Below are 14651 nucleotides of genomic sequence, written 5' to 3' on the forward strand. Positions count from 1 at the left end.
GAGGACGGGAATCGGCCCGGGTCCGCTCAGTGAGGGGCGAGTTGCTCGCTCGCTCTCCGTAGCGGACCTGACCGTCAAGACTAATATTCGTGCCGCGCGGCCTGCGACTTTAGGAGGGGCGGTGAGTAGTCGCCTCGGGCCGGGCAATCGTAGGGGATGAAGGGGCGGGAACGGTCCCGCGCCGGGGATGGGACGCACCCCCCGGCGCGGCATGGGAGGAGTGTCACTCGGCGCGGCGGAAGGCGTCGAGCAGGCGGGGGCGGCGCCGGGCTTCGCCGGCGACGGGGGCGTCGCCGGAGGTCTTCCGGATCGCGTCGTCCTTCTTGGCCGCCGGCTCGGCCGCGGTCGGCTCGTCGGCCCCCTTCGGCTCGTCGTCGGCCGCCTCGGGCGACTCGGGCTCGTCGTCGGCCGGCGTGTCGCCTCGGACCTCCTCGGCGACGGGTCGGGGGGCGGGCTCGGATCGGCCCCGCGTGAAGATCCGGCGGAGGAACGAGCCGGAGGCCGTCTTCACCTCGTCGTCGCGCTTGGGGGGATCGTCCGACCCCAGGATGGCCTTGTTGAGATACTGCATGTTGGCCTGGGGGACCGAGTCCACGAAGAGGGGCCCCGGCAGGTTCTTCTGGCGGTCGGCCGCCTCGATGATCGCGACGATGTCGGGGTAGGTGGCGCCCAGGCGGGCCACGCTCCGGATCACGTCGCCCAGCTCCAGGGAGGACCGGAGCTTCACGTCCCGCTCGCCGAACTCGCTGGGGACGATCTTGGAGATGTCCACGGAGTCGTCCTTGTCGGCGGCGTTCAGGAGGATGTCCCCCTGGCCGAGCACGAGGGGGGGCTCCAGGTACTGGCCCCGGCCGAAGACGACGATCTCCGACCGCCGAGAGCGCGAGACGTGGACCACGGCCGGCCCCTCGGTCTCGACGATGTACAGCGAGAACGGGTCGGCGACGCGGGCGCGGGGGCGCGAGGCCAGGGCGATCGCCATGCCGTCGGGGGCGTCGTCCTCCTCATCACCGGCGGGGTCGTCGAGGATCCGGACCTGGCCGAGCATGGCGTCGGTCGGGTCGAGCGTCCGCAGGGCGTTGAAGGCGCCGTAGCGGACCTCGATGTCGGGCTCGTCCATCAGGCGACGGAGCCGCGCGCGGGCCGAGAAGTCCTCCATGGCGGCCAGGGCCGCCAGGGCGTAGGCCCGATACTTGGGCTGCTTGATCGCGGTCTCGCCGAGCACCTCGACGCCCGCCGGCTCGTTCAGGTAGGCCAGGGCCTCCGCGGCGAAGAACCGGACGTCGGCGTCCTCGCTCTTGAGGCCGGCCGCCAGGTGGTCGGCGGTCGAGGCCCCCAGGGCCTCCAGCTTCAGGGCGGCGACGCCGGAGGTCTTCGGGTCGAGCAGCTCGCGGGCGGTCGCCGCGACCCGCGCCTCGCGCAGCTCCGGGGTGTCGACCATCGGCAGGAGCTGGACGACGCGGAAGTAGCGCTCCTGGTTCTGGTGGTAGACCTCCGGGACGCGCAGCTCCAGGTAGGCGTCGGTCTTGGCGGTGGCGGCGCCCTTCTTCTGGCCGTGGACGCTCTTGTTGAACCGCGCGTTGACGACCTTCTCGATCATCCCGGCGTTGCGGATGAACCGGCGATCCCCCTTCAGCAGGAGCTGATAGGGCTGCTCCTTCCGAGGCCGGCCGCCGCCGAGGACGCGCCCGACCTTGCCGTTGGTCGGATCCTTGGCGTCGCCGATCATGATCGGCCCGCCGGCGATCCCCATGTCGCTGCCGGTCTTCGGCCCGCCGCCGGCCACCATCACGGTGCGCAAGCGGGTGGGCATCAGGAAGCCCCCGGCGAGGCTCTTGACGGCGCTGGCCGGCGGCAACTCCAGGTCGACGTCGAAGCGGTCGCGCGGCGTGGCGCCGGTGGGGATCCGCATCTTGACGATCACCATGGCGAACGACTTGTTCTCCAGGTATCTCGCCGGCTGCTCGACGCCCGCCTTGCTCATCTCGTCGAGGAGCTGCTTGCGATACCAGGAGTCGGGGGCGTCGCCGCCGGTCCCGTTGAGGTTCGAGACCAGGCCCACCCCCTCCACGACGGTCTCGCCGTTCTGGAAGACGTCCGCCAGGTCGCCGACCGATTCCTCGGCCTTGGGCGCGGCCTTCTCCGCGGTGTTCTTCTTGCCCAGGGGGCCCGGCAACGGACCGGCCCCGATCGCCGCGGCCGCCAGCGCGACCGATATTCCCAACGCCCAGGAACGCCCGGGGACTGTCCGCCGCATGGACCTGCCTCCTTGCCTACCGCGACGGGGAGAACCCCCGGACCGCCCCCGAAGAGATGAGCGAGGGCGGTCGCTCGCGAACGATCAATCGGTCGCCCGCCCTCCCACGTCCTGTGGCCGGGGCGGAGCGGGTCCAGGCCGAACCCGCGTTCGGGCGGACTCTATGGCGAGCCCGCCCGCCCGTCAAGCCGAGCTCGGGGGTTTCCCCGGCCTCGCCACGTCCCACCCGCGCTCGCGCGCCAGCCGAGCCAGCCGCTTGCCGGGGTGGACGACCACCGCCCGGCCCACGCGCCCCAGCAGGGCGCGGTCGCTCCAGTTGTCGGCGTAGGCGACGGCCTCGGACATCGCCAGCCCGTGGCGGCCCGCCCACTCCTCGGCCCAGAACAGCTTCCCCTCTCCGTAGCAGGGGGGGCCGTGGCCGATGCCCACCAGCCGGCCCCGGCTGATCACCACCTTCGTCGTCAGGCTGTCGGCGCAGCCCAGGTAGATCCGCAAGGGCTCGATCACCAGGCCCGGCGACGACGAGACCAGCACCAGGGGCGTCCCCATGGCGCGCAGGGCGTTGAAGTGGTCGACCACCCCCGGGTAGAGCCGCGGCCTGACGTGCTCCGCGAAGTTCTCGTAGGCGATCCGCTCCAGCTCCACGACCGGGATCGTCGCGATGCACTTGAGCCCGTAGGCGATCAGCGCGCCATAGTCCAGCCGGCCGAAGCGATGCTGGAGCCCGTGATACAGCGCGCGCAGGAGCGACGAGCGGCGTAGCAGCCCCCGCCGCATCAGGATCCGGGCGAAGAGGTACGTCGTGGTCTCCGCCAGCAACGTCCCGTCGACGTCGATGAACGCGACCGACGGAGCCCGGTCGAATCGCGGCCAACCGCCGACGTCGGTCATGATCGGGCTTCCTCCGCGACGCGGCGGCCCAGGTCGTCGGCCAGCGCGCGGGCGATGGCCGCGTCGGGGCCCTCCGCGATCACGCGGACGATCGGCTCGGTGTTGCTGGCGCGGACGTGGGCCCAGCGGTCCCCCCACGACAGCCGCAGGCCGTCGCGACGGTCGGCCTCGGCCCCGGCGAACCCGGCGGCGACCCGGTCCCAGAGCCGCGCCACCCCGTCGGCCCCGAGGCCCGGCGGCAGCGGGAACTGGTCCTTGACCATCGCGAACCGGGGCAGCTCGTCCACCCACGCCGAGAGCGGCTTCGACGCCGGCCCGGAGGCCAGCAGGTCGAGCACCAGCGCCATGCCGACGAAGCTGTCGCGCACCAGGCCGACGCGCGGGTCGATCACCCCGCCGTTCCCCTCGCCGCCGATCACCGCCCCCTCGGCCAGCATGCCGCGGACGACGTGGATCTCCCCCACCGGGGTGCGGACCACCGGGCAGCCGCGCTCTCGCGCCAGGGCCTCGGTCGTCATGGAGGTCGAGAGGTTCAGGACGACCGGGCCGGTCCGCTGGCCCAGCCGCCGCAGCGCCGCCAGGCCGAGCGTCAGCTCCTCGCCGATGTAGCGGCCGTTCTCGTCGATCAGCGCCAGGCGGTCGGCGTCGGGGTCCTGCGCGAACCCGACGGCGGCGCCGACGGCGGGGACGACCCTGGCGAAATCGGCCAGGTTCTTCTCGGTCGGCTCGGGGGTGTGGTCGTAGAGGCCGTCGGGCTCCCCCCCCAGGACGATCGCGCGGCAGCCCAACTGGCGGAGCAGCTCCCGCCCCATCCGGCCTCCGGCGCCGTGGCAGGCGTCGAGCGCCACGGTGAACTTCCGCGCGCGGATCGCCTCGACGTCGACGACCGCGAGCACGCGCCCAAGGTGGATGGCGTCGGGGTCGTCGAGCGGCCGGATCCGGCCCAGGCCGTCGAACGGGGCCCAGGAGAAGTCCTTGCGCGTCCAGCGGTCGAGCATGGCGCGGCCCTCGTCGGGGCCGAGGACCATGCCGGCCGGCTGGAAGAACTTCAGGCCGTTGTACTCCGGCGGGTTGTGCGAGGCCGAGATCTGCGCCCCGCCGGCCGCCTTCAGCTCGCGGACGAGGACGCCGACGGTGGGCGTGGCGGTCGCGCCGACCTTCAAGACCTCGCGCCCCGAGCCGGCCAGCCCGGCCGCCACCGCCGCCTCGAACACCGGCGCGGTGCGGCGGCCGTCGTGGCTCAGCACGATCGGCCCCGGCGCGCAGCCGGCGGCGTAGGCGGCGGCGAATTCCAGGGCGGCGGCCGGGTCGAGCCCGTCCCCCACCCATCCCCGGATGCCCGAGACGCTCGCGATCCGCGTTCCCTTCACGACCCGTCCGTCCTTCCCTTGTTCGCGGCGGCCCGCGCCCCGGTCAGGCCGCGAGCAGGCCGATGCCCAGCAGGATCAGCCGGATGGCTTCCCGCTGCTCGGGCGTGATCCGCTCCTGGCGTCGGAGGACGTCCACGTCCTCCAGGCAGCGGTCCAGCGCCCCCTCCACGACCGGCCTCGCGGCGGCCCGGGCCATCAGGCCCACGCACTCGTCCACCCGCCCCGACTCGACGGCGAAGCGCGTCATCATGTCTCTCCTCCTTGAGAGCGCCGAGCCGGCGTCGAAAAAAAATCGGCCAGATCGGCTCAAGTCGGAAGGATGCCCCCGGCCGGCGATGGTGTCAAGGGGAACGCTGCCCCTTGGAACGGCGGCCCCGGGTTGTTAGCCTGGACGGCCCGACCCCCAAGACGCCGCATCGATCGAAAGGACCCGCAGTCATGGCCGTGGAATGGAACGACGAGCACCGCGAAGCGCTCGTCGAGCTTCTCAAGCGAGACTCCCTGCGCCTCGGCCAGTTCACCCTTGCCAGCGGGCGAAGGTCGCACTACTACATCGACGGCCGCAAGGTGACCCTCTCCGCCGAGGGGGCCCGGCTGATCGGCCGCGGCGTCCTCTCGATCCTGTGGGGACGCCCGGGGATCGCCGCCGTCGGCGGGCTGACCCTCGGCGCCGACCCGATCGTCGGCGCCTCGCTGGCGCTGGCGAACGGCTTCGGCATGGGGACGCTCAAGGGCTTCCTGGTCCGCAAGCAGGCCAAGGGCCACGGCACCGGCAACCAGGTGGAAGGCCCGCTGGAGCCGGGCTCCACCGTGGCGATCGTCGACGACGTCGCGACCACCGGCGGCTCCTCGCTCAAGGCGGTCGAGGCCGTGGAGGCGATGGGCTGCAAGGTCGCCGTGGTCGTCGCCGTGCTCGACCGCCTCGAGGGCGCTCACGAAGCCTTCGAGGCGCGCGGCCTGGAGTTCCACCGCCTGCTCACGATCCGCGACCTCGGCGTCGAGCCCCTCGAGCGCCTCTGACCCTCGCCAAGACATGGACGGCCCCACGGGATGGAATCCAGCCTGCACCGCGACCTGAAGGAGCGCTTCGGCCCCGGGGCGGGGGGCCGTTGCGAGGTCGCGGTCGACGGCTTCCGGATCGACGCGATCGCGGCCGACGGGACGCTCGTCGAGGTCCAGTCCGCCGGCCTCGGCGCGCTCGCGCCGAAGCTGCGGCGGTTGCTCCCCCGGCATGCGATCCGGGTCGTCAAGCCGATCGTGCTGAGCCGGATCGTCTCCCGACGCGCCACCGCCGACGGCCCCACCCTCTCGCGACGCCGAAGCCCGCGGCGCGGCTCGCTGATCGAGGCCTTCGACGACCTGGTCGGCCTCGCGTCGTTGATCCCGGACCCGAACCTGACCGTCGAGATCGTCGGGGTGGTTGCCGAGGAGATCCGGGTCACTCGGCGTCGCCGCCCGGGCTACTCGGTCACGGACCGCCGCCTCGTCGAGGTCGTGGAATCGACGACGGTCGGATCGGCCGACGATCTCTGGCTCTTGATCCCGCCGAATTTTCCTCGAGACGAGCCCTTTTCCACGGCGGACCTTGCACGGGAATTGGGCACCTCTCGCCCGTTCGCGCAGCGCGTCGCCTACTGCCTCCGCCAGGCCGGCGCGGCCGAGCCCGTGGCGAAGCGGGGAAATTCTTACATTTACACGGCGCGATCCTGCGTCGCCATGGTGACGTGAGCGACGTTGCGCCGGCTTTCGTGCGTGTGTGAAGGAGAGGGGCGAGGACGTCCGTCCCCTGACGCGGGGCGGGGAGGGTCAGGCCTTGGCCTTCACGGCGAGGGGAGCGACGGCGGCCCTGGCGTCGGCGGCGACGACCGGGGCGAGGCCCCCGCCGTTGTAGAGCAGCCGCAGGTTGCGACGGGCGCGGTCCCAGAGCCGCGATTCCAGCGATTCCAGGGCGTCGTGCTGATGGCCCGATCCCAACGACTCGTGGCGGGAGGCCGAATTGAAGTTCATGTCTGGACCTGTCATCCTAAATCTCTGTGAATCAAAGGCATGTGTCAAAATGATCCGGGCCCGCCGGCATCGGCGGCCATCATGTGTGGGTGTCGGTCGGAGGAGCGATCCGGAAGCCGGCCGCGTCATCCTGTCGTAATCCACCGCGAGTCGACGGCATCGGCTCCCATGCGACGCTCAGACGCGAGCGAGGGGTGCCGATACGGGGAGGGTTCGACACGGGGCGGAGGAGAGGTCTTCAACAGCGGGAGAGTGGTGCTTTCGCCATCCTAGGGGTCGCATGGGCCAACCTCCTTGCCTGGGGCCCCCGAGGGGCCTGCGTCGCCGCCGGCGGGCGAGGATGCGATTCGACGTGAAGGGACATCACCACGGATCCAGGGTTGTTTTCGGTCGGGGCTCGCGCCAGGTCAGACATCTTCGGCGTCCTCGGCGACTCCTAACAGAGGTGCCGAGGCAAACCGCAAATACCGCGCCTAAAAGTGAAGCAGTTAGGTCCGATTCTTGATTCGTAGGGGACCGTGGGGCGACCCTCGAAAATCCGAAGCCAGAGGTTACTTCCCAAGATCGCGCTTGTCAAATAAAAAAACATCACAATCCTGATGTTCTCTTCATGATCGGCTCGGCCCGATTCGTCCCCTCCGGCGGAAGCCTGGGGGGGTGCGGCGAGGGCCTGGGCGATTATAATGGTACAGAGGGCCACCGGGCCGGGAGGTTCGCGATCGGAGGGGAGGCGCGGCGCGCATGGCTCTCGTGGACGACACGGTGGATATCGACGGGGCGCTGCGCGACCGCTTCGGCCTGAGCGACTTCCGCCCCGGCCAGCGCGACGTCATCGAGGCCGTTCTGGCCGGCCGCGACGTCCTCTGCGTCATGCCCACCGGCGGCGGCAAGAGCCTCTGCTACCAGCTCCCCGCCGTGGTCCTGCCCGGCGTGGCGCTGGTCGTCAGCCCGCTCATCGCCCTGATGAAGGACCAGGTCGACGCCCTCACCCAGCGCGGCCTCCGCGCCACGCTGCTGAACAGCTCGATCGACCCGGCCGAGCAGGCCAGGCGCATGGCCGAGATCGAGTCCGGCCTCTATGACCTGGTCTACGTCGCCCCGGAACGGTTCCGAAGCGGCCGGTTCACGGCGATGCTCCAGCGGGTCCGACCGGCGCTCATGGCGATCGACGAGGCCCACTGCATCAGCCAGTGGGGGCACGACTTCCGCCCCGATTACGCCCGGCTCGGCGAGGCCCGCCGGCGGATCGGCTCGCCCCCCTGCGTCGCGCTGACCGCCACCGCCACCGACGTCGTCCAGCGCGACGTCGCCGAGCAACTGGGCCTGCTCGACCCCCGGCTGTTCGTCACGGGCTTCGACCGTCCCAACCTCCGCTACGTCGTCATGCGGACCAACCGCGACGACGCCAAGCTGGAGGCCCTCGGCCGGATCCTGGAACAGAACCCGGGGCCGTCGGTGATCTACGCCTCCAGCCGCGCCCGCTGCGAGAGCGTCGCGGCGCACGTCGCCAAGGAGCTGCGCCGCGAGGTCGTCGTCTACCACGCCGGCCTGGACCGCGACGCCCGCGCCCGCGCCCAGGACGAGTTCATGAGCGGCGAGGCCGAGGTCGTGGTGGCGACCAACGCCTTCGGCATGGGGGTGGACAAGCCCGATATCCGCTCGGTGATCCACTTCAACATGCCGGGCACCATCGAGGCCTACTACCAGGAAGCCGGCCGCGCGGGCCGCGACGGCGAGCCCTCGGTCTGCGTCCTGCTGTATTCCGGCGGGGACCGCCGGCTCCAGGAGATGTTCATCGAGAACGAATTTCCCCCCCGGCAGGACGTCCATCGTCTCTATGAATATCTCCGCTCACTCGACGACGACCCAATCGAGTTGACCATCGCCCAGATCCAGGAACTTTCCGGTGCCGACCTGAAGGAATCGGGAGTCGGGGCGGCCCTGAAAATCCTGGACGACTGCGGGGCCGTGGAGAAATTCTCCCCCCGCGAGAACATGGCGATCATCCGCTTCAATCTTGAGGCGGACGAGGCGGAGGGGAGCCTGGTCGATCGCGTCAGCCCCCAGGCTCCCGTGAAGCGAGCGGTGCTCGCGGCGCTTGAGGCGCTGGCCCGTGGCCGCGCCGGCGAGCCCTGCTATTTCCGCCCCGACGAGGTGGCCGCCGCGCTGGGGATCGACCGACAGGCGTTCAACCGGGCGGTGAAGGGCCTGACGGCGGAACTGCCGATCGTCCACGTCCCGCCGTTCCGCGGCAACGCGTTGCGGGTCGTCGACCGTACGCGCAAGGCGCGCGACCTGGAGATCGACTTCCGCCGGCTCGACGCCCGCAAGCGGCACGAGTACGAGAAGCTCGACCGGATGACGCAGTACGCGATGAGCCCGATCTGCCGGCGGTCGCTGATCCTCAGCTACTTCGGCGAGAAGGCGAGCCTCTCCGAGCAGTGCGGAGGCTGCGACAACTGCCGTTCCGACGCCCCCGGGGCGGGCGTCGGCGTCGACGCCACGACGATCGACGCCCCCGAGGCCCGCGAGACGATCCAGAAGGTCCTCTCCGGGGTCGCCCGCGCCAAGGGGCGGTTCGGCAAGACGACCGTCGCCCAGATGCTCGCCGGGTCGGACTCCGAGAAGATGAGCCGCGGCGGCCTGCAAAACCTGAGCACCTACGGCATCCTGCGGAACAGCGGCCTGACCCACCGCGATATCGGATGCCTGATCGACGCCCTGGTCACCGCCGGCATGGTGGAGAGCCAGTCGGTGGGGGACTTCAAGCCGGTCGTCGCGCTGAGCGAGGCCGGTTGGGCCTGGCTCAGGGACCGCGAAGCCCCGCCCCTGAGCCTGGACCTCCCGCGCGACGTCGCCCGCAAGTTCGCCTCGGTCCACGGCGCGAAGGGGAGGGCCGACGCCAGGGCCCCCGGCGAGGGGGGGGAGCCGTCCGACCTGGGGGGCGACCCGCTCTGGGAACGGCTCAAGGGGCTCCGCCAGCAGTGGGCCCGCGAGGCCAACCAGCCCGCCTACTGCGTCTTCTCGAACCAGACGATGGAGGCCATCGTCCGCCAGAAGCCCGCGACCCCCGCCGAGCTGGGCGACGTCAAGGGGCTGGGCCGCGCCCGGATCGAGCGCTACGGCGACGCCATCCTCGCCGCCGTCGCCGGCCTCCCCGTCGCCGAGCCGGCCCCCCGACACGCGGCCCCGCCGGTCGAGGCCCCGACGCCCGAGCCCCCGAAGGCCACGCCCCCGAAGCCGGCCCCCGCGAAGGCCGAGCCGGCCCCCGCGGTGAGCGCCGTCGAGGCCCCGCAACCGGCCCCCCCGAAGCCGAAGCCGGCGGCGTCCGTTCCCACTCCCACTCCCACGTCGACGTCGGGCCATGTATCGACGGAAGAATGGACCTGGCGGCTGATCGACCGAGGTTTCACCATCGACGAGGCCGGGGCGATCCGCGGGCTGGAGCCGGCGGTCGTGGTCCGGCACCTCCTCTGGATGCTGCGCCGGGGGAAGGCGCTGGACGCGGCGGCCGTCGCGCCGCCGGACTTGGCCGCGGCGTGGGACGCCTGGCTGGCGACCCACCCGGAAGGCGAGGCCCCCGAGGGCCCCGCCGATCGCCTCCACCTGTGGCCCCTGTTTCGCGCCTGCCGGGCGGGGTGACGAGGCCCCGAGAGGATCGAAGATGACGACGGCGGATCTGGCGATTCGACTGACGACGGCCGCGACGCTGGGCGGCCTGGTGGGGCTGGAGCGGCACCGCGCGGACAAGGCGGCGGGGCTGCGCACGCACATGCTCGTCTCCCTGGGGGCCAGCCTGTTCATGATCGTCTCGGCCCACGGCTTCGACGACTCCCTGCGCCCCGGGACGGTCGACCTCGACCCCTCCCGGGTCGCCGCCCAGGTGGTCAGCGGCATCGGCTTCCTGGGGGCGGGCGCCATCGTCCGTCGCAAGGACGTGGTGGTCGGCCTGACCACGGCCGCGAGCGTCTGGGCCGTCGCGGCGGTCGGCCTGGCCGCCGGCGGCGGGCTGTACGCGGCGGCCGCCGCGTCCACCGCGCTCATCCTGCTGACCCTGACCGCCGTGAGGAAGGTCGAGGACGCCTTCGCCGTCCGGGCCGTCGCGCCCCGGACGCTATCGATGGTGGTGGTGGACGGCCAGGCCGCCGAGCGGCTGATCGGCGACGAACTCACCCGCCGCGGGCTGGCGCTGCCGGCCGTTCGCTTCTCCGCCGGCGACGTCCCGGGGACGCGCCGGATCGACGCGACCGTGACCGGCGTGTCGGACGCCGATCTGCTGGCCCTCGCCGCCCGCCTCCAGGCCGACGAGGGCATCCTTGAAGTCTCCTACGAAGCGAGCCGGACGTGACCGGGCGGGTCATGCCCACTGCTTGATCGTCTCGCGCGCCGGCGTTAGGTTCATGTCGATGCCACAGGCCGGGCCGTTCGGCTCCGGGCATGATCTTCTCCATCACGAGGGGCCGGCGATGGACCCATACCCCACTCGATCGCGTTCGCCGGGCTCCTCCCCAACGCGGCCCCGGCGTCGCGGCCCCCGGAAGGCCTTCACCCTGATCGAGTTGCTGGTCGTCGCCTCGATCATCGGCCTGCTGCTCGCTCTGATCCTCCCCGCCGTCCAGTCGGCCCGCGAGGCGGCCCGTAGGGTGCAATGCACCAACAACCTGCGGCAGTTGGGCCTCGCCATGCACCTGTACGTCGAGCAGGCGGGCCGCTTCCCCGGCAAATGGGACTTGTATCGCAACTTCGTGATGTTCCACGACGTGCCAAGCTACAACGCCTTCAATTTCGCCATGGACGTCCCCTTCGAATCCAACACGACGGCCGAGCTGTTGGATTGGGGAGCTTTCCATTGTCCGTCGGATCCCGAATCCCGGGGGTCGCTCTTCAGCTACCCCGGCTGCGATGGCGACGGACGATCGGCCGGCGTATTCACAAATCCGCCGTTCCGGGTCGTCTGGACCTCTCATGCGGAAATCATCGATGGCCTCGGAAACACCGCCGCCGCCTCGGAGTTCCTGGTCGGCACGCATCCTCCGGGGGAGGCGCGTCGGAACTACTATTACTCGCCAGTGACGAACCCGCCCGCGCCAATCCCACCGCGAACGCCGGATGAGTTCGCGCTCCGTTGTCGAATCCTGGAGGGCATGGAGCCGGTGTCGATGGTGTTCAAGGGTCAGGTGTACTTGCTCCGCGGGGAGTACTCCTCCTACGACCATCTGCTGACGCCCAACCTCCCGTCCTGCCAGAAGGACCATCCATCGATCCCGCCCAACGCGATGACGGCCAGTAGCTTCCATCCCGGCGGCGTCAATCTCCTGAAGGCCGACGGGAGCGCCGCGTTCGTGAAGGACTCGATCGACCCGGCCGCCTGGCGTGCCATGGCGACCCGATCCGGCGGCGAGGTCGTCTCCGGGGCCGACTGATCTCCGACATCATCGGCTCCGGCCGCGTCCCTGTCGGGACGACCCGCCGACCCGTCGCGCGCGCCGGATTCAACTTGCGATCCGGCCTGGGGTTGGGTAGCATTCGGCGTGAATCGCGAGATGACGGGTTGATTTCCGGCGAGGATCGGCCGGACAATCGTCCTTACCAGCAGTAGGGACGTTGACCTTCCGCCCACCTCCCAGGAAGCGCGAGTCGGCAGCCATATGAAGGAACACACGACGGACAAGGCGTCCACGCCCCATCCCGCCGGCGAGGCGGCGCAGGGGGCCCGAGGCCGGGGATACAAGGCCGGCCCGGCCGCGATGGCCCTGGTGATCGGCCTCGCCGCGCTGACGGCGCAGGCGTCGGAATCGGACCTGGTCCGCGACATCCAGCGCTACTGCACGGTCTGCTGGCGGAATGCCCGCCTCGACCCCCGGGTCTGGGACGACTGCACCCAGGAAGTCTGCTGCCGGCTGCTCACCAAGGCCCGCGACGGCCAGCTCGACCTGGCCCAGGTCCTCTCCGACGACACCCCCGAGCGCCGGGAACTCGTCCGGGCGATCGACATGGTGCGGAAGCGCGTCCAGCGCGCCCGGAAGTATCAGCCCATCGACGCCCTCGCGCTCCCGGCCCCCGACGCCGACCAACGCCATCGCGAGCAGCTCGAACTCGGCGAGATCCTGGAAGCCGCCCGCCGCGCCGTCCTCTCGGAGCGGCAGGACCGGATCGTCGAACTCTGGATGCGCGGCTGGTCCGTCCCGGAGATCGGCGCCGACCTCGGCATCCCCGTCAACCGGGTCAGCGACGAGAAGTACAAGGCCCTCCGCAAGCTGGAGCAGCACCTCCGCGCCGGCCACGAATTCGACGCCTTCGCCGAGACCCAGGCCCGCGCCGCCGGCTCCTCCGACCGTCGCGAGACCGCCTGATCACGCCGGCTCCGTCCTGGCTTCGTTCGTCATCGCGGGCGCAACGCGTTATCGACGCAAGCCCCTTTCGCAACACGCATTTACCGCGACCAGGAGTTGGCTTCGTTCGTCAATTGCGATGTTGTTTTCGCGCGTCCGCGGCGAGCCAACCTGGGCCAATCGACATCAGGTTCCCCTGCCAGGACGCGACCCCGGCCAGGGAGCCTTCACGCCGTTGGCCCCTGATGGGCGCTACTTGCCGCGAGGGCATCGCCGCGTGGCTTCGTTCGCGCGCGGCGACCACCCCGGCACGCTTCGCAACCAGTCTCGCCGCAAGGCGTTGCAACGAGAACCCGTTGGCTTCGTTCGTCATTTCGGACGAACATCCCGCATCCCGCCAGGGCTCGGCCCATAGGCTGGGCCGGGGTCCAGCTTACGCCATCCGCCCGGGGGCTACCGCCTGACCGGTGGATGAAGCGGCCCTCCACGCCACGCCCTCCCGGCTGGGGAGATGACGTTCGGGGGCAAGGGGATTCGAGGCTCGCGCGAGCCTGCCTGGAGCTTTCGCTCCACCGAGATCGATTTGCCAAGGATCAAGCCGACATGGGGACGATCCGCGTGGGCCGCTCCGCGATTTCAGGTTTCTGGATTTTTTTCCGGACCGGAGGCGATGCTTCCACGCCGCGCGTTCGCGTTCGCCATTTCCCGTACACGCCCCCATTCATGGGACCGCCATTTGCTTTCGAATTTGGGGCGAGGCGGACGATCAATCCCCGTGTCGCGGCGGAGATTCGTACTCCCACGCGACGCCCACATCCAACCAGGAGATCCGAATGTTCCCAGCGCTAGGCGCGGTCGCGGTCGGTTTCGCGGTCATCGTTGGGGCTGAGGCCCCGGGCACGGCCGACGACGCCCCCGCGACTCTCACCCGGGCGGCGGCGGCGGAAGTGCTGAAGAAGGGGCTCGAAGAGGCGGGCCGGGCGGAAGCGCCGGGGGAGAAGGTCGAGATCCTCCGCCGGGCCGCCGAGGCGGCGTCGAAGGGGCGTCCCGAGAACATGCTGGCGGTCGAGGCCCTGCGCGGGCCGGCGGAATCGCCGGAATCCCAGGCCGACCAACTCGCCGAGGCCTGGCGGCGGGCGGTCGGCGAGGCCGTGGAGATCCTGGAGTTCGAGATCCTGAAGGAGTCGCCGCTCCCGGAAGGCTTCCCGGATCCCCCGCCGCTGGGCGAGATCACGATCCAGAAGTACCCCGTCTACCGCTCGGCCAGGGCCGAGATCCGCGATGCCGGCGACAACGGCGCGTTCATGCGGCTCTTCGGCCACATCACCACGAAGGGGATCAGCATGACCGTCCCGGTGAAGATGAACTACGCCCCGGACGAGGGGCGGGCCGAAGGCGAGAAGAAGGAGGGGGAGCAAGGCCCGCGCAAGGTCGCCATGAGCTTCCTCTACGAGAACACCAAACAAGGGACGCTCGGCGGCGACCAGGTCAAGGTTCAGGACGTCGGCGAACTGACCGCGGTGACCCTCGGCCTCCGCGGCACCGCGACCGATGAGCGCGTCGAGGAGGCCAGGGGACGCCTCGAAGCCTGGTTGGCCTCCCACGCCGACGAGTACCGCGCCTCGGGACCCGTCCGCACGCTGATCTACAACAGCCCGTACGCCCCGGAGAAGCGGAAGTTCTTCGAGGTCCAGTTCCCCATCGAGCCGGCCAAACCGGGCGAGCCGGCGGAGTGACCTACGGGGGCCGGGCGACCATCGGCATCCCTCGGCCGGGGGCGTGATCACGTCATCG

General features: G+C 70.9%; 12 protein-coding genes. 7 read left to right on the forward strand and 5 right to left on the reverse strand.

Annotated features, from left to right (window positions below):
- Positions 1-223 precede the first annotated feature (223 nt).
- The 4 genes from WG209_RS09085 to WG209_RS09100 form a co-directional block, all read right to left on the reverse strand.
- Positions 224-2257, reverse strand: coding sequence for a flagellar basal body P-ring protein FlgI (locus tag WG209_RS09085; protein ID WP_337174707.1), 2034 nt, complete (start codon positions 2255-2257; stop codon positions 224-226).
- Positions 2258-2440: 183 nt separating this feature from the next.
- Complete coding sequence (locus WG209_RS09090; RefSeq protein ID WP_337174708.1) at positions 2441-3148, reverse strand: HAD-IB family hydrolase; 708 nt, start codon at positions 3146-3148, stop codon at positions 2441-2443.
- Positions 3145-4518 (reverse strand): phosphoglucosamine mutase, encoded by a 1374-nt coding sequence (locus WG209_RS09095; protein ID WP_337174709.1) that lies wholly within the window; start codon positions 4516-4518, stop codon positions 3145-3147. Before WG209_RS09095 ends, WG209_RS09090 begins: the two co-directional genes overlap by 4 nt.
- 43 nt (positions 4519-4561) lie before the next feature.
- On the reverse strand, positions 4562-4768 hold the full coding sequence (locus WG209_RS09100; protein WP_337174710.1) for a hypothetical protein: 207 nt from the start codon (positions 4766-4768) through the stop codon (positions 4562-4564).
- A 188-nt stretch (positions 4769-4956) separates the two neighbouring features.
- Here WG209_RS09100 and pyrE point away from each other — a divergent pair, with 188 nt between their 5' ends.
- Positions 4957-5538, forward strand: a complete 582-nt coding sequence (gene pyrE / locus WG209_RS09105) for an orotate phosphoribosyltransferase (protein ID WP_337174711.1) — start codon at positions 4957-4959, stop codon at positions 5536-5538.
- 30 nt (positions 5539-5568) lie between these two features.
- Positions 5569-6246: a hypothetical protein gene (locus WG209_RS09110; protein ID WP_337174712.1), complete on the forward strand. Its 678-nt coding sequence runs from the start codon at positions 5569-5571 to the stop codon at positions 6244-6246.
- A gap of 78 nt (positions 6247-6324) precedes the next feature.
- Here WG209_RS09110 and WG209_RS09115 read toward each other — a convergent pair whose 3' ends face one another.
- Positions 6325-6525, reverse strand: a complete 201-nt coding sequence (locus WG209_RS09115; RefSeq protein ID WP_337174713.1) for a hypothetical protein — start codon at positions 6523-6525, stop codon at positions 6325-6327.
- 741 nt (positions 6526-7266) lie between these two features.
- Here WG209_RS09115 and WG209_RS09120 point away from each other — a divergent pair.
- From WG209_RS09120 to WG209_RS09140, 5 genes are all read left to right on the forward strand, one after another.
- The gene (locus tag WG209_RS09120) at positions 7267-10167 is read left to right on the forward strand and encodes a RecQ family ATP-dependent DNA helicase (protein WP_337174714.1); all 2901 of its coding nucleotides are present in this window, start codon (positions 7267-7269) and stop codon (positions 10165-10167) included.
- A 22-nt stretch (positions 10168-10189) separates the two neighbouring features.
- Positions 10190-10873, forward strand: coding sequence for an MgtC/SapB family protein (locus WG209_RS09125; RefSeq protein ID WP_337174715.1), 684 nt, complete (start codon positions 10190-10192; stop codon positions 10871-10873).
- A gap of 118 nt (positions 10874-10991) precedes the next feature.
- Positions 10992-11948: a DUF1559 domain-containing protein gene (locus WG209_RS09130; protein WP_337174716.1), complete on the forward strand. Its 957-nt coding sequence runs from the start codon at positions 10992-10994 to the stop codon at positions 11946-11948.
- A 225-nt stretch (positions 11949-12173) separates the two neighbouring features.
- Positions 12174-12878, forward strand: coding sequence for a sigma-70 family RNA polymerase sigma factor (locus WG209_RS09135; RefSeq protein ID WP_337174717.1), 705 nt, complete (start codon positions 12174-12176; stop codon positions 12876-12878).
- Between the two features lie 812 nt (positions 12879-13690).
- Entirely contained in the window at positions 13691-14593 is a 903-nt protein-coding gene (locus WG209_RS09140) for a heme-binding protein (RefSeq protein ID WP_337174718.1), read from the forward strand.
- Positions 14594-14651: the final 58 nt, after the last annotated feature.

This window comes from Paludisphaera sp. (assembly GCF_037189885.1).
Lineage (GTDB): Bacteria > Planctomycetota > Planctomycetia > Isosphaerales > Isosphaeraceae > Paludisphaera.

Excerpts from the sequence above, each read along its gene's own strand:
- WG209_RS09130 (WP_337174716.1), top strand. The coding sequence starts at position 10,992 with ATGGACCCATACCCCACTCGATCGCGTTCGCCGGGCTCCTCCCCAACG.
- WG209_RS09140 (WP_337174718.1), top strand. The coding sequence starts at position 13,691 with ATGTTCCCAGCGCTAGGCGCGGTCGCGGTCGGTTTCGCGGTCATCGTT.
- WG209_RS09085 (WP_337174707.1), bottom strand. The coding sequence starts at position 2,257 with ATGCGGCGGACAGTCCCCGGGCGTTCCTGGGCGTTGGGAATATCGGTC.
- WG209_RS09135 (WP_337174717.1), top strand. The coding sequence starts at position 12,174 with ATGAAGGAACACACGACGGACAAGGCGTCCACGCCCCATCCCGCCGGC.
- pyrE (WP_337174711.1), top strand. The coding sequence starts at position 4,957 with ATGGCCGTGGAATGGAACGACGAGCACCGCGAAGCGCTCGTCGAGCTT.
- WG209_RS09100 (WP_337174710.1), bottom strand. The coding sequence starts at position 4,768 with ATGATGACGCGCTTCGCCGTCGAGTCGGGGCGGGTGGACGAGTGCGTG.
- WG209_RS09125 (WP_337174715.1), top strand. The coding sequence starts at position 10,190 with ATGACGACGGCGGATCTGGCGATTCGACTGACGACGGCCGCGACGCTG.
- WG209_RS09090 (WP_337174708.1), bottom strand. The coding sequence starts at position 3,148 with ATGACCGACGTCGGCGGTTGGCCGCGATTCGACCGGGCTCCGTCGGTC.
- WG209_RS09115 (WP_337174713.1), bottom strand. The coding sequence starts at position 6,525 with ATGAACTTCAATTCGGCCTCCCGCCACGAGTCGTTGGGATCGGGCCAT.
- WG209_RS09110 (WP_337174712.1), top strand. The coding sequence starts at position 5,569 with ATGGAATCCAGCCTGCACCGCGACCTGAAGGAGCGCTTCGGCCCCGGG.
- WG209_RS09120 (WP_337174714.1), top strand. The coding sequence starts at position 7,267 with ATGGCTCTCGTGGACGACACGGTGGATATCGACGGGGCGCTGCGCGAC.